This window comes from Spirillospora sp. NPDC049024, assembly GCF_040649235.1.
Classification (GTDB): Bacteria; Actinomycetota; Actinomycetes; order Streptosporangiales; family Streptosporangiaceae; genus Spirillospora.
In genome coordinates, this window is sequence record NZ_JBEZFD010000004.1 from 192,332 (window position 1) to 213,214 (window position 20,883).

At 74.1% G+C, this 20,883-nt stretch carries 18 protein-coding genes; 6 read left to right on the forward strand and 12 right to left on the reverse strand.

What is annotated here, in order from left to right:
• The first annotated feature begins 190 nt into the window (after positions 1-190).
• Positions 191-1,045, forward strand: coding sequence for a GlxA family transcriptional regulator (locus AB0C21_RS09025; RefSeq protein WP_500203491.1), 855 nt, complete (start codon positions 191-193; stop codon positions 1,043-1,045).
• Between the two features lie 25 nt (positions 1,046-1,070).
• On the opposite strand, the gene AB0C21_RS09030 is transcribed toward AB0C21_RS09025, so the two are convergent.
• The 4 genes from AB0C21_RS09030 to AB0C21_RS09045 form a co-directional block, all read right to left on the reverse strand.
• The gene (locus AB0C21_RS09030; RefSeq protein WP_500203492.1) at positions 1,071-1,883 is read right to left on the reverse strand and encodes a hypothetical protein; all 813 of its coding nucleotides are present in this window, start codon (positions 1,881-1,883) and stop codon (positions 1,071-1,073) included.
• 189 nt (positions 1,884-2,072) lie between these two features.
• A complete protein-coding gene (locus tag AB0C21_RS09035; RefSeq protein WP_353820029.1) occupies positions 2,073-2,678 on the reverse strand; it encodes a response regulator transcription factor in 606 nt (201 codons plus the stop codon).
• The gene (locus AB0C21_RS09040) at positions 2,678-3,838 is read right to left on the reverse strand and encodes a sensor histidine kinase (RefSeq protein ID WP_500203493.1); all 1,161 of its coding nucleotides are present in this window, start codon (positions 3,836-3,838) and stop codon (positions 2,678-2,680) included. Before AB0C21_RS09040 ends, AB0C21_RS09035 begins: the two co-directional genes overlap by 1 nt.
• On the reverse strand, positions 3,835-4,968 hold the full coding sequence (locus AB0C21_RS09045) for a histidine kinase (RefSeq protein ID WP_500203494.1): 1,134 nt from the start codon (positions 4,966-4,968) through the stop codon (positions 3,835-3,837). The genes AB0C21_RS09040 and AB0C21_RS09045 overlap by 4 nt, the downstream gene beginning before the upstream one ends.
• Before the next feature lie 304 nt (positions 4,969-5,272).
• Between AB0C21_RS09045 and AB0C21_RS09050 the strand changes: the two genes are divergently transcribed.
• Genes AB0C21_RS09050 through AB0C21_RS09065 form a run of 4 tightly spaced genes read left to right on the forward strand, consistent with a single transcriptional unit; the run spans position 5,273 to position 10,348 of the window.
• Positions 5,273-6,082, forward strand: coding sequence for an ABC transporter ATP-binding protein (locus AB0C21_RS09050; RefSeq protein WP_500203495.1), 810 nt, complete (start codon positions 5,273-5,275; stop codon positions 6,080-6,082).
• Positions 6,082-6,498: a hypothetical protein gene (locus AB0C21_RS09055; RefSeq protein WP_500203496.1), complete on the forward strand. Its 417-nt coding sequence runs from the start codon at positions 6,082-6,084 to the stop codon at positions 6,496-6,498. Before AB0C21_RS09050 ends, AB0C21_RS09055 begins: the two co-directional genes overlap by 1 nt.
• Positions 6,438-8,639 (forward strand): FtsX-like permease family protein, encoded by a 2,202-nt coding sequence (locus tag AB0C21_RS09060; protein WP_500203497.1) that lies wholly within the window; start codon positions 6,438-6,440, stop codon positions 8,637-8,639. The genes AB0C21_RS09055 and AB0C21_RS09060 overlap by 61 nt, the downstream gene beginning before the upstream one ends.
• The gene (locus tag AB0C21_RS09065; protein WP_500203498.1) at positions 8,636-10,348 is read left to right on the forward strand and encodes an alpha/beta hydrolase; all 1,713 of its coding nucleotides are present in this window, start codon (positions 8,636-8,638) and stop codon (positions 10,346-10,348) included. The genes AB0C21_RS09060 and AB0C21_RS09065 overlap by 4 nt, the downstream gene beginning before the upstream one ends.
• Before the next feature lie 43 nt (positions 10,349-10,391).
• Here AB0C21_RS09065 and AB0C21_RS09070 read toward each other — a convergent pair whose 3' ends face one another.
• Positions 10,392-10,841 carry a hypothetical protein gene (locus AB0C21_RS09070; protein WP_500203499.1) on the reverse strand — a complete coding sequence of 150 codons (450 nt, stop codon included), beginning with the start codon at positions 10,839-10,841 and terminating at the stop codon, positions 10,392-10,394.
• A 61-nt stretch (positions 10,842-10,902) separates the two neighbouring features.
• On the reverse strand, positions 10,903-13,587 hold the full coding sequence (locus AB0C21_RS09075; protein ID WP_500203500.1) for an ATP-binding protein: 2,685 nt from the start codon (positions 13,585-13,587) through the stop codon (positions 10,903-10,905).
• Positions 13,588-13,728: 141 nt separating this feature from the next.
• On the opposite strand from AB0C21_RS09075, the gene AB0C21_RS09080 reads away from it, so the two are divergent.
• Positions 13,729-14,286 carry a dihydrofolate reductase family protein gene (locus tag AB0C21_RS09080; protein WP_500203501.1) on the forward strand — a complete coding sequence of 186 codons (558 nt, stop codon included), beginning with the start codon at positions 13,729-13,731 and terminating at the stop codon, positions 14,284-14,286.
• Positions 14,287-14,339: 53 nt separating this feature from the next.
• Here AB0C21_RS09080 and AB0C21_RS09085 read toward each other — a convergent pair whose 3' ends face one another.
• The 6 genes from AB0C21_RS09085 to AB0C21_RS09110 all read right to left on the reverse strand — a co-directional run bounded on the left by AB0C21_RS09085 (position 14,340) and on the right by AB0C21_RS09110 (position 20,872).
• Positions 14,340-15,710, reverse strand: coding sequence for an FAD-binding protein (locus AB0C21_RS09085; protein ID WP_500203502.1), 1,371 nt, complete (start codon positions 15,708-15,710; stop codon positions 14,340-14,342).
• A gap of 150 nt (positions 15,711-15,860) precedes the next feature.
• Positions 15,861-16,406 carry a helix-turn-helix domain-containing protein gene (locus tag AB0C21_RS09090; RefSeq protein WP_500203503.1) on the reverse strand — a complete coding sequence of 182 codons (546 nt, stop codon included), beginning with the start codon at positions 16,404-16,406 and terminating at the stop codon, positions 15,861-15,863.
• A 47-nt stretch (positions 16,407-16,453) separates the two neighbouring features.
• Positions 16,454-17,749, reverse strand: coding sequence for an aspartyl protease family protein (locus AB0C21_RS09095; protein ID WP_500203504.1), 1,296 nt, complete (start codon positions 17,747-17,749; stop codon positions 16,454-16,456).
• 65 nt (positions 17,750-17,814) lie between these two features.
• A complete protein-coding gene (locus AB0C21_RS09100) occupies positions 17,815-19,017 on the reverse strand; it encodes an ABC transporter permease (RefSeq protein ID WP_500203505.1) in 1,203 nt (400 codons plus the stop codon).
• Positions 19,014-19,709, reverse strand: a complete 696-nt coding sequence (locus AB0C21_RS09105; protein WP_500203506.1) for an ABC transporter ATP-binding protein — start codon at positions 19,707-19,709, stop codon at positions 19,014-19,016. Before AB0C21_RS09105 ends, AB0C21_RS09100 begins: the two co-directional genes overlap by 4 nt.
• Entirely contained in the window at positions 19,706-20,872 is a 1,167-nt protein-coding gene (locus tag AB0C21_RS09110) for an efflux RND transporter periplasmic adaptor subunit (RefSeq protein WP_500203507.1), read from the reverse strand. The genes AB0C21_RS09105 and AB0C21_RS09110 overlap by 4 nt, the downstream gene beginning before the upstream one ends.
• Between the last annotated feature and the right edge of the window lie 11 nt (positions 20,873-20,883).

The following is a 20,883-nucleotide window of genomic DNA, read 5'->3' on the forward strand; positions in this document are numbered from 1 at the left end:
TCGCGGCCGGGCAGCGCATCGGCGAGAGTCCCAGGGAAGGGCACGGCCTTTCGGAGGACTTCACTCGTGGGGGAGCATGAGCGTCACGTGTCTCGATCGACCTGATCGCCGGAGGGCGGGCGAAGGGGCGGGGGCCCTGCCGTTCCGGTCAGTGGCCGCCTACGCCGTGCCCGGTGTGAGCTCGTTGGGGTTGAGCGCGGTCAGAAGGGTGTTCGCCGATCGGCGGGCCCAAAGGCTTCCTCGCATCGACTTCGCCGTCTGCGCGGACGCGACCGGTCCCCTGCGCACCGACCTCGGGTGGCGGGTCGATGTGGAGCAGGGCCCGGCGTCGCTGATCAGGGCGGACCTGGTGATGGTGCTGCCGACCGAGAAGCGGCCGCTCACCTTGGACCCGGCGGCGGCCGAGGCGATTCGGAAAGCGTACGAGCGGGGAGCCGTCGTCGCGGCCTTCGGAGCGGGTTCGGTTCTGCTGGCCCGTACCGGGCTGCTCGACGGCCGCCGTGCCACGACCCATCCCGATCTGGCCGCGCGGCTGGCCCGGGATCATCCATCGGTGACCGTGGAACCGCGGGCCCGGTACGTCGACGCGGGACAGGTCGTGACGGCCGGGGGAACGGCCGCCGGTATCGACATGTGCTTGCACCTGCTGCGGCGTGAGCACGGCGCCGCGGTCTCGCAGGCCGTGGCGGTCGATCTGCTGCCCGACGCGCCCTGCGCGTGGAGCTGGGCCCAGGAGGGGGATCTGGCGGAACTGCTGGCCTGGGCACTGGACCGGCTGGATCAGTCCTTGTCCGTCGACGACATGGCCCGGCACGCGCTGATGAGCTCGCGGACGTTCGCGCGATGGTTCCGGGAGGCGGCCGGGACGACACCGATGGCGTGGCTGCGCGAGCAGCGTCTCGACCGGGCCGAGGAACTGCTGCGGACGACGGGCAAGCCGGTCTCCGCCATCGCCCGGGAAGTGGGCTTCCAACCCGGGCAGTTGCGCCGGCACTTCACGAGAAGGCACGGCGTCCCTCCCGCCGCCTTCCGCCGCTGCCGCTGAACCCGCCCGTGTCGTGGCGGGTCGTTCAGCGGGCGAGGAGGTCGAGGAGGCTCGTGCCCAGGTCGGTGCGGCGCAGGCGCACCTCGCGGCCCCGGCGTTCGCGGCGGAGAAGGCCCGCGGTCACCAGATGGTCGCAGTGGTACGTGACCGTGCTGACGCCGACCGCCAGGCGGCTCGCGAGGTCGCTCACCGACGGGCGGTCGCCCGCGTGCCGCAGGATCGCCGCGCGGACCGGCCCGAGCACGAGGGCCAGGGCGTCGTCCGGCACGGGCGCGGGGTCCTCCTGGCGCTCGACGATCCGGCCGAGGCCGGGGAGCGGGTAGCCGATCCAGATCGCGTCATCGCGTTCGACGCTGTACATGCCGGCGGAGAACCCCGAGGCGAGCGGCACGAGGACGAGGCGGCGCCACCCGGACCCGGCCGGTCGCCGGTGCGGGCAGCGGGCCAACCGCAGCAGGCCGTCATCGAAACGCACGGACGTGCTCAGATCGTTCATCACGGTCTCAAGACCGCCCGCGACGGCCGCGACGCCGATCCGTTCCATCTCGCGCCCGTATAGGTCGTCCGTCAGGGACCACCAGGGGGCGACGCATTCCCACGCGGCCTTGAGCAGGCGGCGGTAGGAGTCCACGAAGGCCGCGGGCCGCTCGACGAGGGCCCGCCATGCGGGAGGCAGCGCGTCTCCTCCGAGGCGGAACTCGACCTCCGCCGCCAGGAGGCCGGGATCGAGTCCGTCCAGCTCCTCCAGCACCGTCGCCATGTCCATGGTCGCGAGCGTCCGGGGCAACACGATCTGCTCGGGCACCCAGCCGCGTCCCGAAGCGATCAGAGAGCCCATGAAAGCCGCATCCGACCGCGGGAGAGCGCGCCGGACGGCCCCGCGCCACTCCGGCGGCACCCCTTGAGGGCGGCCTCCCAGCACGTCGTGGAGCATCGAGAAGACCGTCGCTCCGGGGTGGCGGATGACGCCGACGGCGACGTCCGCCAGGGGACCGAGCCGTATCTCGTGGCCGTTCACGCGGGCGGATCAGAGCCAGCCGGCGTTGCGGGAGATCCGGATGGCGTCGATGCGGTTCCGGGCGTTGACCTTCGTGATGGCGTTGGAGAGGTAGTTGCGGACCGTCGCCCGCGTCAAGGAGAGGGAGACGGCGATCTCCTCGGTGGACAGGCCGCCGTCGGCGGCGCGGAGCACGTCGGCCTCGCGCGGGGTGAGCGGGCTGCTGCCGGTCTCCAGGGCGGCGGCGACCAGGTCGGGGTCGATGACGCGCTCCCCCGCGGCGACGCGGCGGATGCCGTCGGCGAGGGTCTCGGCGGGCGCGTCCTTGACGATGAAGCCGCGGACGTGGAGCTTGAGCGCGCGCAGCAGGTTGCCCGGCTGGCTGAGCCCGGTGAGGACGAGCGCCCGGCACTCGGGCATCCGCTCGTACAGCTCGCCCGCGGCGGTGAGGCCGTCCATGCCCGGCAGGTCGATGTCGACGACGGCCACGTCCGGCCGGGTCTCCAGGGCGGTGGCGACGATCCGGTCCCCGCGGTCGAGCTCCGCGACGACCTCCATGTCGTCCTCCAGCAGGATCAACGCGACCAGCGCGCCGCGGATCATGTGCACGTCCTCGGCGATCAGCACTTTGATCATCAGAGAGTCTCCTCGGGAACGTCGACGAGCAGCCGGAACCGGCCCCTCGCCCCGTCGGCGGACACGGAGCCGGACAGGGCCCGCGCGCGTTCGGCCAGCCCGGCCAGGCCGCTGCCCTCGCCCTTCGGCTCGCGCATCCCGTCGTTGACGATCTCCAGCCGGACGGCGCCGCCGCGGCGCCGCGCGGTGATGGAGCAGGTGCGGGCGTCGCTGTGGCGCAGCACGTTGGTCACCCCTTCCCGCACCGCCCAGGCGAGCACGTCCTGGACGGCCGGGTCGAGGTCGGGCAGGCGCACCTCCACCCGGGCCTCGATGCCGGCGGCGTCGAGCAGTGCGGCCACGCCCCTGGTCTCCTCCTCCAGCGACACCGAATGCTCGTTCCTGGCCACGGCCCGCATCCCGACCAGCGCCTCGCGGGCCACCAGAGTGAGGTTCTCGATCTGCGCGCGGGCCGCGGCCGGGTCCTTGGACAGCAGCCGCAGCGCGAGGTCGCCCTTGAGGGACACCGCCGCCAGGCTCTGGCCGAGCAGGTCGTGCAGGTCGCGGGAGACGCGCAGCCGCTCCCGCCCGATGGCGACCTCGGCCAGCTCGGTGCGAGTGGCCTGGAGCTCGTCGGCGATCCGCACCAGCCAGACCGACCCGCACGTGGCCACCACGCCGATCGTGAAGCCGGCCGACAGCCAGAAGGCGGCCCAGGCCACCCGCTCGACGACGCCCACGTCCGCGTAGTCGCCGGGCGGCGACAAGATCAGCGCCACCAGGGTCCCCACCGCGGGCAGGAGGGCCGCCGCGGCCGCGGCGGCCCCGCGCAGCAGCATGATCGCCGAGACGACCACGAACAGCTGCATGTCGATCCAGTTGCCGGTGAACCAGGGCATCGGCAGGTAGACCAGGACGATCAGCGCCAGGAACGTCCAGTGCCAGCCGCGCGGGCGTTCTCCGCGCACCGCGGCGAAGCTGTGCCGCAGTTGCAGCGCGCCGATGACCGACCCGGCGAGGAGCGGCACCGCGGGGTTCCGGGCGACGGGACCGTCCGGACCGCTGATCGCGTAGATCGGGGACGCCAGGATGAACGGCAGGTGCGCGGCGACCAGGAACCAGCGGGCCCGGCGCGGCGACCAGGCGGGCCCCTCCAGCCACTCGGCGGACGCGGCGCTCACCGGGCACCGGCCGCGATGTCGCCGGGGCCACTGGGTTCGCCGGGGTTGCCGGGTTCGGCGGGTTCGGCCCTGGCCTCCAGGCGCAGCCGTCCGTCGTGGCGGGCGACCACGATGACGCAGCGCCGGACCAGGTCGTCCTGCAGCAGGCGCGCGACGTCGGCGCGCAGCGCGGCATGGAGGGCTTCGTCGACGGTGTCCGGGACGTCTCCGTCCGGCAGGACGACGCGGCTCTCGATGCCCGCCGCCGACAGCAGGGTGGTCGCGGTGTCCAGCGCGGCGTGCAGCGAGGTCCGCTGGTAGCCGCGGACCAGCCGCCGGGCCTCGGCCAGCGCCTGCCGCGAGCCCCCGGCGAGCGCGCGCAGCTCGGCCTCCGCCGCGGCCCGGTCGGATCCGGCCAGCGCGCCCGCCCGCTCACCCCGCACGGTGATCGACTCCAGGGCCGCGCCCACCGTCTCCCGCAGCTCCCGGTCGATCCGCAGCCGCTCGCGCGCGACCGCTCTGTCCGCCAGTGCGCGCCGCGCCGCGTGCAGCCGGCGCACCGCGCCGACCAGCCAGATCAGCAGGAACACCGGCAGGCCCTTGAGGGCCCCGGCGATCGTGAAGAACGCGGCCATGTCGGGGCGGCCGAGCAGGACCGCCAGCGGCGGCTGAGCCGCCACGATCACCCCGAACAGCGCCACCGACCAGGGACGGCGCAGCACGATGAGCACCGAGACCGCCAGCGCGTGGAACTGCCCCAGCCACAGCGCCCCCAGGTACGGCAGCACCCCGACGATGATCAGCGCCATCGCCGCGACCGTCCAGCCGGCTCTCGGGGGACGGGTCCCCCGGGCGGCGTGGCGCACGTGCCTGACGTGCAGGGGCAGGTAGCCCGCCGTGGCCAGCACCGCCCCCGCGGTACGCGCCGTGTCGGTGGAGATGAGGGCGAACCGCCACAGCTCCACCGCGGGGATCAGCACGCTGTAGGCGACCGCGCCCATGGTGGCGAGCGGAACGAAGCCCGCCGCGGGTGAGGCGAGCAGATCGGTTCTCGAACGCGGTTTCAGGTGGCCCTCCACCCGTGAACCCGGGGTCCACCAGGATATGCGCTCGCCCCGGGACGCGGCCGGGAAGGCGACGGCGTCCAGCACGTGACCTCCCCGGACTCTCCGCATGGCTGTCCGCCCCGATCGTTCTCGCGACGACGATCCCGCCGGCGACGACCGCCCGCCCCTGGACGATCGCGAACCATTGTCGCCACCCGGCCGGGCCCGGGGGCAGATGCCGATGTCCCCGTCTCACCGATGACGTTCATCACTGCCGACTGACGACATCGGTATCTGCCGCGTCCCCCGCACGCCGCGCGACGCTCGACGCATCAGGACGAGCGCCCTCCGAAAGCGGCGCGCACCACCCGGTCCACGCAGGGGCACCGGAGACGGCAGAGGGAGCGAGATGACCAGGTTCGCCGGTCCGGCCATGGGTCCGGAAGAGCCGGACGCGGATGACGTCGTCCGCCTCCAGGCGGTACGCAAGACGTTCGGGAACAAGCGGAACGGCGTCGTCGCCCTCGACGACGTCACCATCGCGATCAGGCGGGGCGGCTTCACCGCGATCATGGGCCCCTCGGGCTCGGGGAAGACCACGCTCCTGCACTGCGCGGCGGGTCTCGAACGGCCGACCTCCGGTTCGGCCGTACTGGACGGCCACGACCTGACGAGGATGCGCGAGCGCGCCCTCACGCGGCTGCGGCGCGAACGCGTCGGGTTCGTGTTCCAGGCGTTCAACCTGCTGCCGGCGCTGAGCGTGGCCGAGAACGTCGCGCTCCCCATCCGGCTCGCGGGCGGCAGGCCACGGCGGCGGGCCGTGGACGACGCGCTGGAACGGGTCGGTCTCGCCTCGATGGGACGGCGCCGCCCCGCCGAGCTCTCCGGCGGCCAGCAGCAGCGGGTGGCCATCGCGCGGGCGCTGATCACCGGGCCGGCGGTGGTCTTCGGGGACGAGCCGACCGGGGCGCTGGACACCCGCAGCGCCCGGGAGGTCCTCGCCCTGCTCGGCGACGCGGTCCGCGAGGCGGGGCGGACCGTCGTGATCGTCACCCATGACCCGGTGGCGGCCGCCCAGGCCGACCGGGTCGTGTTCCTGGCCGACGGGCGGATCACCGACGAGATGCCCGAGCCCTCCGCCGAAGCGATCGCCGAGCGGATGACCCGGCTGGGCGCGTGGGGCCGCGACGGCGGGCGCCCGCGCGAGGAGGTGTCGTGATGCTCCGGCTCGCCCTGCGCACCCTGCGCTTCCGGAAGGGCGGCCTCGCCGCCTCCTTCGCCGCCCTGTTCCTCGGCGTGCTGATCGTCACGGCGTGCGGGGGGCTGATGGAGACCGGCATCCGCGCCGACGCGCCGCCGCGCAGGCTGGCGGGCGCGCCCGTCGTGGTGACCGGCGACCAGTCCTACCGGGTGCCGAAGTCCGGCGACGCCGAGCATGTGACGCTCCCCGAACGGGTCCGCCTCGCACCCGAGCTGGTGGACGCCGTTCGGGCCGTGCCCGGTGTCGGGAGGGCGGTGCCCGATGTCTCCTTCCCGTCGCCGTGCTCGCCCCGGACGGCCGCGGACTCCTGCCCATGCCCGAACGACCGGCCGGTCATGGCTGGTCATCGGCCTCGCTCGCGCCCTACGCCCTGACCGCCGGACGGGAGCCCAGAAGTCACGGCGAAGTGGTGCTGGACGTCAGGACGGCCGCCGCTGTGGGAGCGCGGCCAGGCGGCACCGTCGATCTGGCGGTACGCGGCACGGTCGAGCGCTTCCGCGTCGCGGGCCTGGCCGCGGGCCGCCCGGAGCTGCCGGCCGGGGTGTTCTTCTCCGATCCGGACGTGCGGCGGATCGTCCCACGGCAGATCGACGCGCTCGCGGTCTTCCCGGCCCCGGGAACGGGCACCGGCGAACTCGCCGGACGGCTCTCCGCCGCGCTCGCGGGACACGACGTGACCGTCGCCACCGGAGGCGACCGCGGGCACGCCGAGTTCACCGACGTCCGGCCCGCGGGGGAGATCCTCATCGTGCTGGCGGCCGTCTTCGGCGGGTTGGCGATCATGGTGGTGGTCTTCGTCGCGGCGAGCACGCTGGGGCTGTCGGTCCAGCAGCGGCAGCGCGAGACGGCGCTGCTGCGGATCATCGGCGCCACCCCGGGGCAGCTGCGCCGGATGGTCCTCGGCGAGGCGGTCCTGGCGGCCGCCGCGGCCGCCGCGCTGGCCCGGCCGCTCGGGCCCCGGGCCGGGCGGGCGCTGTTCGGCCAGATCACCGGGCACGACGTGGTCCCCGCCGAGATCGCCTTCCGGCAGGGCTGGATCCCGCCGGCCGCCGCGGCCGGGGTCGCGCTGCTGACCGCCGTGGTGGCGGCGCTCGTCGCGGTCCATGGCGCGGCGACGGCCCGTCCCGCCCGCACGCTCGTCCAGGCGTCCCTGCCGGCCCGGCGGCTCGGCCCGCTCCGGATCGGCGCCGCGCTGGTCTGCCTCTGCGGCGCCTTCGCGCTGATGCTCGTCACGGCGATCGTGCTGTCCGGGCCGGTGGCGGCGAGCACCGCCGGACCGTCGGCGATGCTCTGGGCGGCCGGGCTGGCGCTGCTGGCCCCGTTGATCGTTCCGGTCGTCACGGCGGCGCTGCGGCCCGCGCTGCGCGCCCTGCCGGGGAACGCCGGGTACCTGGCGCTGCTGAACGTGCGGGCGCGAAGGGACCGGACGGCCGCGGCCCTCACCCCGGTGATGCTCGCGACGGGGCTGGCCACCGGCCTGATCTACCTCCAGACCTCGCAGGCGGCCGACGCGCGGCACGTGTTCGCCGGCAGCCTGCGCGCGGACGCGGTGGTCACCTCGTCCACCGGAGGCGTTCCCCTCGGCCTGGTGGACACCGTCCGGGCGACCCCGGGCGTCGCGGCGGCGTCGGCGCTGGTCACCAGCACCGGGTTCGTCGAGACGCCGCGCCTCGCCGGGCAGAGCGAGGACGGGCTGGAGCTGCGCGGGGTCAGCCCGGAGGGCGCCGGGGCCACCACGGCGGTCTCCGTCACCGCCGGCGCGCTCACCGACCTGCGCGACGACACGGTCGCCCTCGATGTCCGGCATGCGCGGCGGATCGGCGGCGGGGTGGGCGTGGGCGACACCGTGACATTCCGGTTGGGCGACGGCGCGAAGGCCGGCCTCCGGGTCGTCGCGCTGTTCACCACGCGGAACGGGCCCGCGACCGTGCTGATGCCCGCGCCCCTGCTGGCCCGGCACACCACGGCCGGCATGCCCGCGGAGATCCTCGTGCGCGCCGCCCCCGGCGTCGGCCGCGACCGGCTGGCCGCCGCGCTCTCCGCGCGGGTCTCGGACCGGCCCGGCATACGGGTCGCCGGACGGGACGAGGCCGTCGCGGCACAGGCCGAGCAGGAGCGGACCGGTGCCTCGGTGAACTACCTGTTCGTCGCCGTGATCATCGGCTACACGGTGATCACCCTGGTGAACATGCTGATCATCGCCGCGGCGGAACGGCGGCGCGAGTTCGCGCTGCAGCGGATCGTCGGAGCCGACCGCGACCGGCTGCTCCGGATGATCACTGTCGAGGGCCTGATCGTCGCCGTCTCCGGCGTGCTCCTCGGCTGCGCCGTCGCGGCCCTGACGCTGGTGCCGTTCGGGATCGCGCTGAACGGCTCCCCGGTACCCGGCGGGCCGCCCTGGATCTTCCTCACCGTGATCGGCTCGGCCAGCGCGCTGACGCTCGTCGTCACGCTGCTGTCGAGCCGCGCCGCCATGCGCCCGCATCCGGCGGAGGTGATGGCGAGCCCCGCGTGACCCCACCGTTCCCCGGCCGCGCGGGCATCACCCGCCGGCACCGCAAGGAGATCATCATGTACGGCATTCTTGGGCGTTCCCCCGAGCGGCCCCGCTCACGCCGCACCCCCTGGTCGGCCGTGGCGCTGGCGCTCGCCGCCTCCGCCCTCGCGGCCTGCACCGCCTCGGCCGCGACGGTGCGGACCGGAGCCGCGGACGACGCCGGGCACCGGCCACCGGTCCCGACGCTGCGCTGGGACGAACGCTGCGCCCAGGGCGGCGGCGCGTACGTCTGCGACACCGCGCGCGTCCCGCTCGACTACGACCATCCCGACGGCCCCCAGATCGACCTCAGGGTGATCAAACGCCCGGCGGCCGACCGGCGGCACCGCATCGGCACCCTCTTCTTCAACTCCGGCGGGCCCGGCAACGCCCTCACGTCCTATCTCCCCGCGCTCTACGACCGGTTCCCCCAGCAGGTGAAGGAGCGTTTCGACGTCGTCGGGTTCGACCCGCGCGGGGTCGGCGAGAGCACCGCCGTGCAGTGCTTCCCGACCGCCGCCGACGAGCAGGAGCTGTTCTCCCGGCTTCCCGCCGGCTTCCCCATCGGGCAGGCCGAGGAGAGTCGGACCCTCGCCGTCTTCGCGCGCTTCGCGAAGGCGTGCGCGACGCGCGATCCGGCCCTGCTGTCCCATGTCTCCACGGCGAACACGGCCAGGGACATGGATCTGCTCCGCCGGGCCGTCGGCGATCCCAAGCTCAGCTACTACGGCCTTTCGTACGGCACGCTGATCGGCGCGACCTACGCGAACCTGTTCCCAGGACGGGTCCGCGCCATGGTCCTCGACAGCGTCCTGGAGCCGGTGGCGTACACCAAGGGACGGCACGGGGAGGCCAGGCGGCTGGGCACGGCCCTGCGCCTGCGCGAGGACGTGGACCGGATGCGGACGCTGAACGCCTTCCTCGACCTGTGCGGCCGGGCCGGGTCCGTCCGCTGCCCGTTCTCCACCGGCACCGCCGAAGGAACCCGCGCCAAATACAGCGCGCTCCTCGAAGCACTGCGCCGCCGACCGGTCCAGGTCGGAGACGAGACCTACACGTACGCCTCGACCGTGGCCGCCGTCTCGTGGACGCTGGAGGCCACGACCGCGATCCCCGGCGCGGTGGACGCCGGCTGGCCCCAGGGCGCGGAGCTCCTGCAGACGCTCTGGCAGGCCGCCCACGGCACCGCTCCTCGCGCCCCGCACCACACTCGCGTCCAAGACACCGGAGACAGGTACGACGGTCCCGAGCAGTTCGCCGCGATCGCCTGCTCGGAAAGCCCGAACCCGCGCGACCCCTCGTCCTATCCCGCGCAGGCGGCCTGGGCCGAGGGCCGCTCCGGCGACGCGGGACGCATGTCCGCCTGGAAACTGGCCGTGTGCGCGGACTGGGCGTTCACCGACCGCGACCGCTACGCCGGCCCCTGGAACCGGCACACGTCCGCCCCGGTCCTGGTGATCGGCGTGACCCACGACCCGCAGACGCCCTACGCCAACTCGGTGGCCCTCACCAGAGAACTGTCCCGAGCCCGGCTCCTCACCGTCGAGGGATACGGACACGGCGCCATCCAGAACAGGAGCACCTGCGCCGACGACCACCAGGCGGCCTACCTGGTGACCGGGAAGCTTCCCGCGCTTGGCACCACCTGCGCGCAGGACGAGCCCCCGTTCACCGCCCCAAGCCCGTGACCCGCCCTGCGAACGCCCTCCTGAGCAAGCGCGCCCGCGCCGGCTAGTTCAGGGCGTCGTAGACGAGGGCGGCCACCGCGCCGTACGCCAGGTGGGGGACGGCGTCGGACGCCCAGTCCGACGCCGACCACTCGCGGGGGTCGGTCAGGCCGAGGGCGGTCATCGGGACGCTCGATCCGGCCATGGCCAGCCCGGTCAGGACGGCCGTCCCGACCGGCCGCGGGAAGCGCCGGCGCCCCGCCAGCAGGCCGTAGACCAGCCCGGCGCCGAGGCCCGTGCCGAAGCCGAGCATCGGCCCGAGCCCGGCCTTGCGGTTCTCGGCCTTCTCCCCTTCGCCCAGGTCGACCCCGGCGGCGTCGGCCAGCTTCTCCACGCTCTGCTCGGGTGTGCTGCTGGCCGGTCGCCCCCGGAGGGCCATATCGAGATAGGTCACCATGTTGAGTGCGGTGGTCCCGGCCGCTCCGGCGACCAGCCCGCGCGTCATCCTGTCCATGCAGTCGCGCTACCCGGCATCCGCGCGTTCCCACCTGAGACCCCGGCCGCGCCCGCGAGGCTCAGGGGTCGGCGCGCAGGTCCTCGATCAGGGCGAGGGTGCAGGCGTGTTCGTGGCGGGCGCCGACGCGCTCCCATGCGCGCGCTGAGGCGGTGAGTTCACCGGTGTCGCGGTGGAGGCGCCCGGAGGCGCGGGCGAGGCAGGCGGCGGCCCACTCGTTCTCCGCGGCGGCGTCCGACGCGGCGGCCAGGCGTTCCGGAGCGCCGGGCAGGCCGGCGGCGACGGCGAGTTCGGCCCCGGCCGCGCGCGCGTACCCCCGGTACCAGTCCTGGGGCGGGAACGCGGCGAAAGCCCGCTCCACCAGCGCCGGAGCCTCTTCGGTCCGCACGGCCCGCAAAGCGGTCCGCGCGTCGACGAACGCCGCGTAGGAGGCCAGGTAGCGGGACCGGGCGTCCCCGGCGATCCGTTCCGCGCGGGCGCGCCACAGCCGGAGGCCGTCCTCGTCGCCGAGGAGTCCGTGGGCCAGCGCGACGGCGGCGACCGAGGGCGCCGTCCACGCGAGCGGGCTTCCCGCGTCCTCGCAGGCTTCCCACAGTGTGCCCGCTTGCGACAGCGCCCCGTCGAGGTCGCCCATGAGGACCAGCGCCTGGACGAGGGTGCTCATCGCGACGGGCGACCGGTCGCCGATGAGGTCGTCGGACGCGGCGAGCCGGGCCGCCGACAGGGCCGCGGGCAGGTCGCCGGCCGCGACGGCGCAGGCGGTGGCCATGTGGTACGTGTCGGTGATCTCCGGGGCGGTGTACGGGACGTCGCGCGGCATCGCCGGGAGCAGGCCGACGCGTTCGGCGGCGATCCGGTGCGCCTCCCGGAACCGGCCCCCGGTCAGGGCGGCGATGCCGGACGCGTCCAGCGCGGCCGCCAGCAGGACCGGGTCGCCGGTGGCCCTGGCGGCGGCCAACGCGTCCTCGGCCAGGGACGGGTCCGGGGTCACCTTCTCGGCGCCGTGGTTCCACGCCCTGGCGGCGGCGACATGCGCGGCCACGACGCGGTCGCGGGCGTCCCCGGCGGCGCGGGCCCGTGCCAGCAGTTCCCGCAGGCGCTCGTGGGGGATCTCGGTGTCGAATCCGGAAGGGTGCCGCTCGGCGGTCACGACGGCGAAGGCGAGGGTGACCGCCTCGCCGTCGCCGTCGCCCGCGCCGCGGGACTGCTCCGCCGACTCCAGCAGGAGGTCGAAGGCCCGTCCGGTCTCGATCAGGGCGTGCGCGGCGTCCGCGGCGTCCCGCAGATCGAGCGCCGCCTCGTTCGGGGTGGGCGCCCGCCGGGCCGCCTCCCGGTAATGGCCGGGCGCCTCGTCGAGGAACCGGCGGGCATAGGTCAGATGCCCCAGCGACCGGGCGAGGCGGTGCGGCACCTCCGCCCGGCCCGGCGGCGCGCCCGCGAGCGCCGCGCGCAGGTCGTCGGCGACGGCGTCGAAGCGGGCGCGCCAATCGCCGTCCAGCAGGCCTTCCAGTTCGGCGGCGGTGTCCGCGGCCCATTCCAGATACCGCCGGCGGACGACCCCCCGCGCGGCCCCGGCGACCAGCCGCTCGGCGGCGAACGCGCGGACGGTCTCCAGCATGCGCCACCGGCCCTCCGCGGTCCGGACGACGAGGCTCTTGTCGACCAGCCGCCCGAGCAGGTCGGCGACCGCCCCAGCGCCGAGGCCGGGGAAGACGGCGCCCGCGGCCTCCAGGTCGAACCCGCCGACGAATACCGAAAGGCACTCGAACAGGTCCTTCTCGTCCTCGGTCAGCAGGTCGTGGCTCCAGCGGACGACCGCGCGCAGGGACCGGTGCCGCTCCACCGGCCCGCGCCCTCCGGCCAGCAGCCGCAGCGCATCGTCCAGCGCCGACAGCAGCCCGCCCGCCCCGAGGGACGCGCCGCGCGCCGCCGCGAGCTCGATCGCCAGCGGCATCCCGTCCAGCCGGCGGCAGATCTCGGCGACGTCCGCGCGGGCGGCGGTGAACCCCGGATCGGCCGCGGCGGCGCGGTCCAGGAAGAGCCGTTCGGCGTCGGAGCCCGTCGGGAGCGGCGGGACGGGAACGGTCCGCTCGCCCTGCACGCCGACGCGCTCGCGGCTCGTGGCCAGGACGGTCAGGGTGGGGCAGGCCGTCAGCAGCCGGTCGGCGAACTCGGCGGCGGCGTCGAGGAGATGCTCGCAGTTGTCCAGGACCAGCAGCGTCCGGCCCCGCGCGAGGCGGCGGGCGACGGCGTCCTCCAGCGCCTGGCCGGGCCGCTGGGCCACGCCGAGCGCGGACGCCACCGCCTGCGCGACGAACCCCTCGGCGACCGGCACCAGGTCGACGAACGCGCCGCCGAGCGGGAACGCGGGCGCGGCCGCCTCCGCGGCCGCCGCCGCCAGCCGCGTCTTGCCGATCCCGCCGGCGCCGAGGAGGGTGACCAGCCGCTCGCCCTCCAGCAGGCCGAGCACCGTCGCGATCTCCTCGGCGCGCCCGAGGAACGTGGTCCGCGCGGCCGGCAGGCCGGCGATGTGCCCCGGCGGGGGCGTTCCGCGCCGCGACTCCTCCGCCAGCTCCCACCGGTCGGCCGCGCCGTACTTGCGCAGGAGCGAGGAGATGTGGCTCTCGACGGTCCGCACGGAGATGTGGAGCCTGCCGGCGATCTGGACGTTCGACAGCCGCTCGCCGAGCGCCGCGAGGACCTCCGCCTCACGTTTGGACACCTGGACCGGACGCTGGGGGGTCATCACGCCAGTCTGACCAATCCGGAGAACTCCGGTGGCGGCTTCCGTGCCGTCTCCGTGGCGGCACGGATGTCCCGGCGCCCGCCCGCCCCGGAGACTTGCGGCATACGGCGATCAACCACACGTCCCGGATCGGAGAACCACGTGCGACGCATCATCAACTCCGCGTTCGTCTCGATCGACGGTGTCATCCAGGACCCGCAGGACTGGCCGTCCCTCGGGGGCGGCGACTCCGGCGCGCAGACGGAGCTGCTGCTCGGCTGCGACGGCGTCCTCCTGGGCCGGCACACCTACGACAGCTTCGCCTCGGTGTGGAAGGGGCGGTCCGGCGACCCCTACACCGACAAGATGAACGCGGTGACGAAGTACGTCGTCTCGTCCACCCTCGAGAAGGCCGACTGGGACAACTCCGTCATCATCGGCGGCGACGTGGTCGGCGAGATCTCCCGCCTGAAGGAGCAGCCCGGCGGGGACATCCTCCTGTACGGGTTCGGCCGCCTCTCCCACACCCTGATGCGGCACGGACTGCTCGACGAGCTCCGGCTCTGGGTCCACCCGTTCTTCGTCGGGAAGGCCGACGAGGAGGGACTGCTCTTCCGGCCGGACACCCACGCCATGTTCGACGTCGTCGAGACCCGGACGTTCGACTCCGGCATCGTGCTGCTGTCGTACCGGCTCAAGCCCTCCGCCGGCCAGGACTGACCCCGGCCCGCGGTCTCTGGGGCGCTGGTCCTTCCGAGGGCCGGCGCCCCCGGTCACGGCGGCGGGACGGCCGCGAAGACGCCCTGGCCTGGCGTCAGAACGCGACCGGGGTCGAACCGCTCCTTGGCGGAACGGAAGGCGGGCCACAGCTCGCCGAAGTGGTCGCGCCAGTCGTCGGGCGTGAAGGGGAAGCCGCTGACCGGGTAGAGCACGCCGCCCGCCGCGCGCACCCGGTCGTAGAGCGCGCGGTTCTGCGTCACCATCCGCTCGGCCTGCGCCGGATCATCATCCACGGGGAACCGGACGAGGTTGAACGGGAACACCGTCCCCTCGGCGGGGAGGCGGAGGAGCGGCGTCGTGATCCGGCCTGTCGGGATCGGATAGAACGTCACCCGGCCGTACTCGCCCAGGTCGCCCGCGGTGAGGGCGCCCAGGATGTCGCCCGCGATCCGTTCGGCGGTGGATCCCGGCAGGACGGTGAGCAGCCAGGGATGGGGGTTCGACCATTGACCGGTCGAACGCAGGGCCGACTCCAAGGCGTCGAAGGACAGCGCGTACTCCCGGTAGGACTGCTCTTCCATGCGTCCCCCTGCCCGGTCGTCGGTCAGACCGGCGAGCACCTCCGCGTCGGGCGGCAGTTCGCCGTCCCGGGCGAAGACGACCATCTCCAACTGGTACTGCCAGCCCGCGCCTCCGGCAAGGATCGCTCCTTGCAGGTGCTCCGCCCGGCCGTCCTCGACGACCAGCCGCTGGTCGCGCACCAGGCCGGCGAGGTCCGGATAGGCGAGGGTGTAGCGGCGGACCCGTTCGGGCGCGGGCATGAGGGCGAGGCGCGCACGGGTGATGGTCCCGAACTGGCCCAGCCCGGCGCGCACCGCGTCGAACAGGTCGGTCCGTTCGTGCGCCGAGCACGTCAGGAGCCGCCCGTCGCCGGTGACCACCTCCAGTTCGAGCACCTGGTCGGTCTGGAGCCCGTACCGGTGGGTCGTGCCGCCGAGCCCGCCGACCGACAGGGTGCCGCCCACCGACAGGTCGAGGAAGTTGGTCAGCACCGGCGGCGTGAGCCCGCGCGGCAGCGTCTCGGCCAGGACCGAGCGCCACGTCGCGCCGGCGTCCACGGCCACCTGGTCCTCGCCGAGGTCGTGGACGCCGTTCAGCCCGCTCATGTCGACGACGATGCCGCCGTCCACCTGCGCCCGGCCGTAGAGGGAGTGCCCCTCCCCGCGAGGCGCGATCTTCCATCCCCGCTCGGCGGCCCATCGGGTCGCGCGGACGACGTCCGCCGCCGTGCGCGGCCTGACCACCGCCAGCGGCTCCCGCCGGACGAGATGCCCGAAGTCCTCCGCCGCGGCCTCAAGGGCCGGGCCGTCGAGCACCAGGTCGCCGTCGAACAGGGGAGGCGAAAGTCGCTCTACCGACGTCATGCCCTCTCCGTACCCCGCCCCCCGCAGCGCCCATCAAGCGTCGAGAGGGTTGCCGTTGCGCTGCGCGTGTGCCGCCGACCAGAGGACGTGATGGCCACCCGGCCTCGGCGCGGACCACTCGTGTGGTGGTCTTGGCGCCGGGGTCGCGCGTCAGTTCTCGGGGTGGATCATCAGGAGGACGGCTCGGGCGTCCGCGGTGCGACCTCGGTACAGGTGCGGGTGGGCGGCGTCGAACCGGATGGAATCGCCTTCGGACAGGTCGGTGGGGGACGCGGCCGGGCCCGTGGTGGCGCGTCCCCGGGTGAACACGAGGCATTCCTCCACACCGGGCAGGTGGGCGTCGGAGTGCTGGGTGCTCTCGGCGATGGCGATGTCGTAGACCTCCACGGTGCCGCGCAGCCTGATGCGGTGGAGGAGGCGTGCGCTGACCGCGTCGCCCTCGACCCGCGGCCGCCGGTCACCGGCGCGGACCACCTCCAGCGTCGAGGGGGGCGCCTCCAGCAGTTCGCCGAGGGACGCCTTCAGCGCGGTGGCCATGGCCCACAGGGTGCTCAGGGTCGGGTTGCCCTGGCCCTGTTCGATGCCGTGCAGCGTGGTCTTGCTGATGCCGCTGGCGGACGCCAGGTCGGCCAGCGATATCCCCGCCGCCGTCCGCAGCCGGTGCACGTTCCGCCCCACCACTTGCGCAGAATCCATACGTATCAGCGTAGTGGTATGTCTGTACCAGTGAAACTGAACGACGGTCAGGCGGCCTTGCCCCGGGCGATGTAGACGTTCATGTCGGTGAAGTCGAGGGTGATGTTGTAGGGCTTGTAGAAGGGGTGGAAGAAGGCGCCCAGCGTGTCGAATCCGTTGGGGGCGGGCCGCATGGTCGGGTTCGCGCCGCAGTAGATCTCCTTGGCGGAGGCGCTGCCGAGACGTATCTCCTGCGGGTAGCAGGGGTAGACGACGACCGGATGGCTGTGGCCGAAGGTCTCCATCGGGCGGTCGTAGTCGACGCGGACCCGCAACCGCTTGGCCGTTTCCTCGGACACGATCGCGGCGGTCTCGGTGGCTCCGCCGATGGACAGGCCCACCACCCCTGGGCCGGAGCCGGCGATGCCGCCCCTGCTGTGCACCGCATGCTCACGAGCCAGCCACAGCGGCAGGGGCTGGACGCCTGCCTGTGCGGCCTCGGCGCGTACCTTCGCGGCCGTGTCCGGGGTCCGGCGGCGCAGGATCAGCGACCGGCCCGCGTAGTCGAACGTGGTCAGCAGGTGGTAGAAGATCCACGTGCCGATGATGCCGTCGTTGGCGCCCCCGGGCGAAGCCTGGTCCGTCTCCGACCACTCCACGGGGATGTTGCGCAGTTCGATGCCGCCCATCCTGAACGATTCCAGCACCCCGAAGTACTGCCATGCGGTGCCGTTCAGGTAATCGATCTTCTGCTCGGCCACGGCGGTCAGCCCGGCCTCCTCGGCCACCTCTGCCGACAGGCCCAGCCACGGGGCGCCGGTGTAGAACATGAAGCGCTTCGGCGGTCCGCCGTTGACCGAGCCCTCCACCAGCGCGGCCGGATCCAGCTGCTGCCACGGCAGCCGCGCCGTGTCACCGTGGATCTGATACGCCTGGCCGCGGAGCGCCCCGAACCATTTCACGCGCACCTCGTTGCCGACCGCCTGCCAGTGCGGCAGGGAGAGGGAGAACTCATCCTGCCGGATGTAGCAGTCGCCCAGGAGCTGGTTTGTCTCCCTGTCGCCGGGCGCCAGGTCGAAGGCCATCTTGAGGTACTTCTCGGCCTCGGGGAACCTGTTGCTCAGCAGCCCGACATAGCCGCGCTGGCGGGCCGCGCGCACGTTCTCCGGGTCCGTCCTCAGGATCTTCTCGTAGGCTCGGCCGGCCTGCTCGAACCTGCCGGCCTTGAACAGTGCGTCCGCGTCCCCGGTCCCGGTCCGCGCCGTGGCCGCCCGGCCCAGCAGCGGCACCGCCGCGGCGGCACCCGCCGCCACGGCCGCGCCCCGAAGGACGGAACGCCGGTCCCATTCGCCGTCATCGGTCATGGACTTCTCCTCTTCGTGATCGTTCGGCCTCGGCACTTCCAGGCGTGCCGACGGCTCCCTGCCGCTCAGAGCGTGCGCAGTGCCTCGGTCGGGGAGAGGCGGGCGGCCCGCAGGGCGGGCAGCAGGCCGGCGATCGCGCCGATCACGATCGCCGCGCCGATCCCGCCGGCCCACGCCTCGGCCGGGATCACCACCGCCCAGCCCTTGACGTTCGCGTAGACCGCGGTGGTCAGCGCCCCGGCCGCGACCCCGGCGACCCCGCCGAGCAGCGCGAGCATGACCGCCTCGGACAGGAACTGGGTGCGGATCTGGCCCCGGGTCGCGCCGAGCGCCCGGCGCAGCCCGATCTCCGACCGCCGCTCCAGCACCGAAATGATCATGATGTTGGCGACCCCGACCGCGCCCACGATCAGCGCCACCATCCCGAGCCCGAGGAACAGGCTGTCGAACGCGCCCTCGGCGGCGGCCCGCGCGGTGAGCGCGTCCGACGGCTGGCTCACGTCGACATCGCCGGGCGACTCGGGGTTCGCGGTCTGCGCGAGCACCCCCTGCACCGCGTTCACCCTGTCCGTCCGGGCCCGCACGTACACCGTCGTCGGAGGTCCGGCCGCCTGCTCGCCCTTGTCGACGGTCGTGTAGCCGAGGTAGCGCTCCGCGGCCGGGTAGCCGATCAGGGCACTGGTGTCGATGTCGGTCGACAGCACCGCCGGCTGCAGGATGCCGGCGACGTAGAACCACTGGTTCTTCAGCCAGATTCGCTGCCCCGGGTGGACGCGGTCGATTCCGAGGCGCTCCGCCGCGAGGGCGCCGAGGACCGTGACCGGCCGGCGCTCGGTCGCCGTGTTCAGCCAGCGGCCCTGCGCCACACCGGTCCCGACCACCTCGGGAAGGTTGAGGCTGGCGGCCTCCACCTTCAGCGCGTTGGTGTTGATCGCCGGGATCAGCGGGCTGCGGTACACGTTCGCGCCGTCGATGGCGCCGGCGTGCGCCGTGTGCTCGACATCGGGCAGATGGGAGATCCGCTGGGGCGCGGCGACCGGGAGCTGCGCCGTCCCGCCGGTGACCGACTTGCCGGTGTTGGCGGTCAGCAGGTTCGTGCCGAGACGGTCGATCTGCGCCAGCAGCCCGGCCTGGGAGGACGCGGACAGCCCGAGCACCGCCACGATCGCCGCGGTGCCGATCGCTATCCCCAGCGCGGACAGCGCGGCCCGCAGGCGGCGCGCCCGGATCCCGACGCCGGCCACGCGCATCTGGTCCGACAGCCTCATACGCCCTCCATCGCACGCGCCGCGCTGTCGGTGACGATCCGCCCGTCGAGAACGTGCAGCCGGCGGGGCATCCGCTCGGCCAGGCCCCCGTCATGCGTGATGATCAAGATGGTCGCCCCGCCGGCGTTGAGCTCGTGCAGCAGCTCGATGATGGCCGCGCCCGTCCCGCTGTCGAGGTTCCCCGTCGGCTCGTCGGCGAGGACGATGGCCGGGCGGCCGACCAGTGCGCGGGCGATCGCCACGCGCTGGCGCTGCCCGCCCGAGAGCCTGCCCGGACGGAAGCCCGCCCGGTCCTCCAGCCCGACCCGGACGAGCGCCTCGGCGGCGCGTTCGCGCCGCTCGGCCCGCCCCGCCCCGCCGTACAGCAGGCCGTCGGCGACGTTCTCCAGGACGGTCGCGTGCTCGGACAGGTGGAACTGCTGGAAGACGAAGCCGATGCTGCGCGCCCGAAGCGCAGCGAGCCCGCGGTCGGTGAGCTCCGCGACGTCCTCCCCGCCGATCCGCACCGTGCCCTCGGTGGGCCGGTCGAGCGTGCCGAGGATGTGCAGCAGCGTGGACTTGCCCGATCCCGACGGGCCGACGATCGCGACCAGCTCCCCGCTCCGGACGGTGAAGCTCACTCCGCGCAACGCGTGGACGGGAGGCTCCGTACCGTAGGTCTTGGTGACGTTCTCCAGCTCGATGACGTTCACGTCGACGGCACCACCACTCGATCGCCGGCCTTCAGCGCGCCGGAGACCTGGACCCGCCCGCCCGCATGGTCGAACAGTCCCAACGTGACCGGGACGAACCGGGTCCGGCCGTCCCCCGCCGCGACCTCGACCTCGTACCCCCCGCCGGCCCGCCCGAGGAGCGCGGTGACCGGCACGCTGAGCGCGTTCTTGACGCCGTCCGTGGTGATCTCCACCTGGACCGGTGCCTGGTCGAGCGTCCCGGCGTCCTTCGGGCGCTTGAGCGTGATGTAGACCGGGAGCGTCGCGGGCGCCGCATCGGCGTCGTCCTTACCGGAGGACGTCGCGACGGTGCCGATCCGGCTGACCACGCCGGGCGTGGTCCGGTTGTCCGGCAGCGTGATCCGCGCGCCGTCGCCCTTCCCGACCTCCGACTGCTGCGAGGGGTCGAGGTACACGACCACCTCGCGCCGGTTCGACGACGCCTCCATGATCGGACGGCCCGGAGCCGCTCCCGTGCCGTTCCCGGCCGTGACCTTGCCGATCCGCAGCGGGCCGGGCAGGAACACCGCCTGGCCGAGGTCCAGCCTGCCGGTCACGTCGGCGCCGCGCTCGCCCTGGAGCTTCTCCAGGGCCGCCGCGGTCGCCCACCCGAAGTGGCGGGAATCGGGATCGAGCCCGGACCCGCCGGCGTAGCCCCCGTCCACCAGCGTCCTGTTCAGCGCCCGGACGTCCCTGCCGTCGTCGCCCACGGCCAGGTCCCGGTATGCGGGCGTGCTCCCGCAGACCAGGATCACCGGCTTCTGGTCCACCTTGTACAGCGTCTCGCCGCAGTCGACCTGGGCGCCCGCCGCCGGCAACCGGGTGTACGTTCCCTTCGCCTGATTGACCACCTGGTACGGGGCCCCTCCGGCGGCGCCCGCGTACGAGAGCGTCCCGTCCTGGCTGACCTGCGAGGAGAGCGGGCCCTCCTGGACGGCCACGAGCGAGGTCGCGCCGCCCGCCGCCGTCTCGGCCCTGCCGTCGTCACCGGACGAGGCCGCCACGGCGACGGCCGCACCGACGGCGGCCGCCACCGCGAGCACGACTCCGCCGCCGATCATCCTGCGGCGACTCCGCCGCCGCGGCGGGCGGGCGGGCGCGTCCCGCTTCTCCAGGGCCGGTTCGGTCACCTTGATGCTCATCGAGTCCCCGC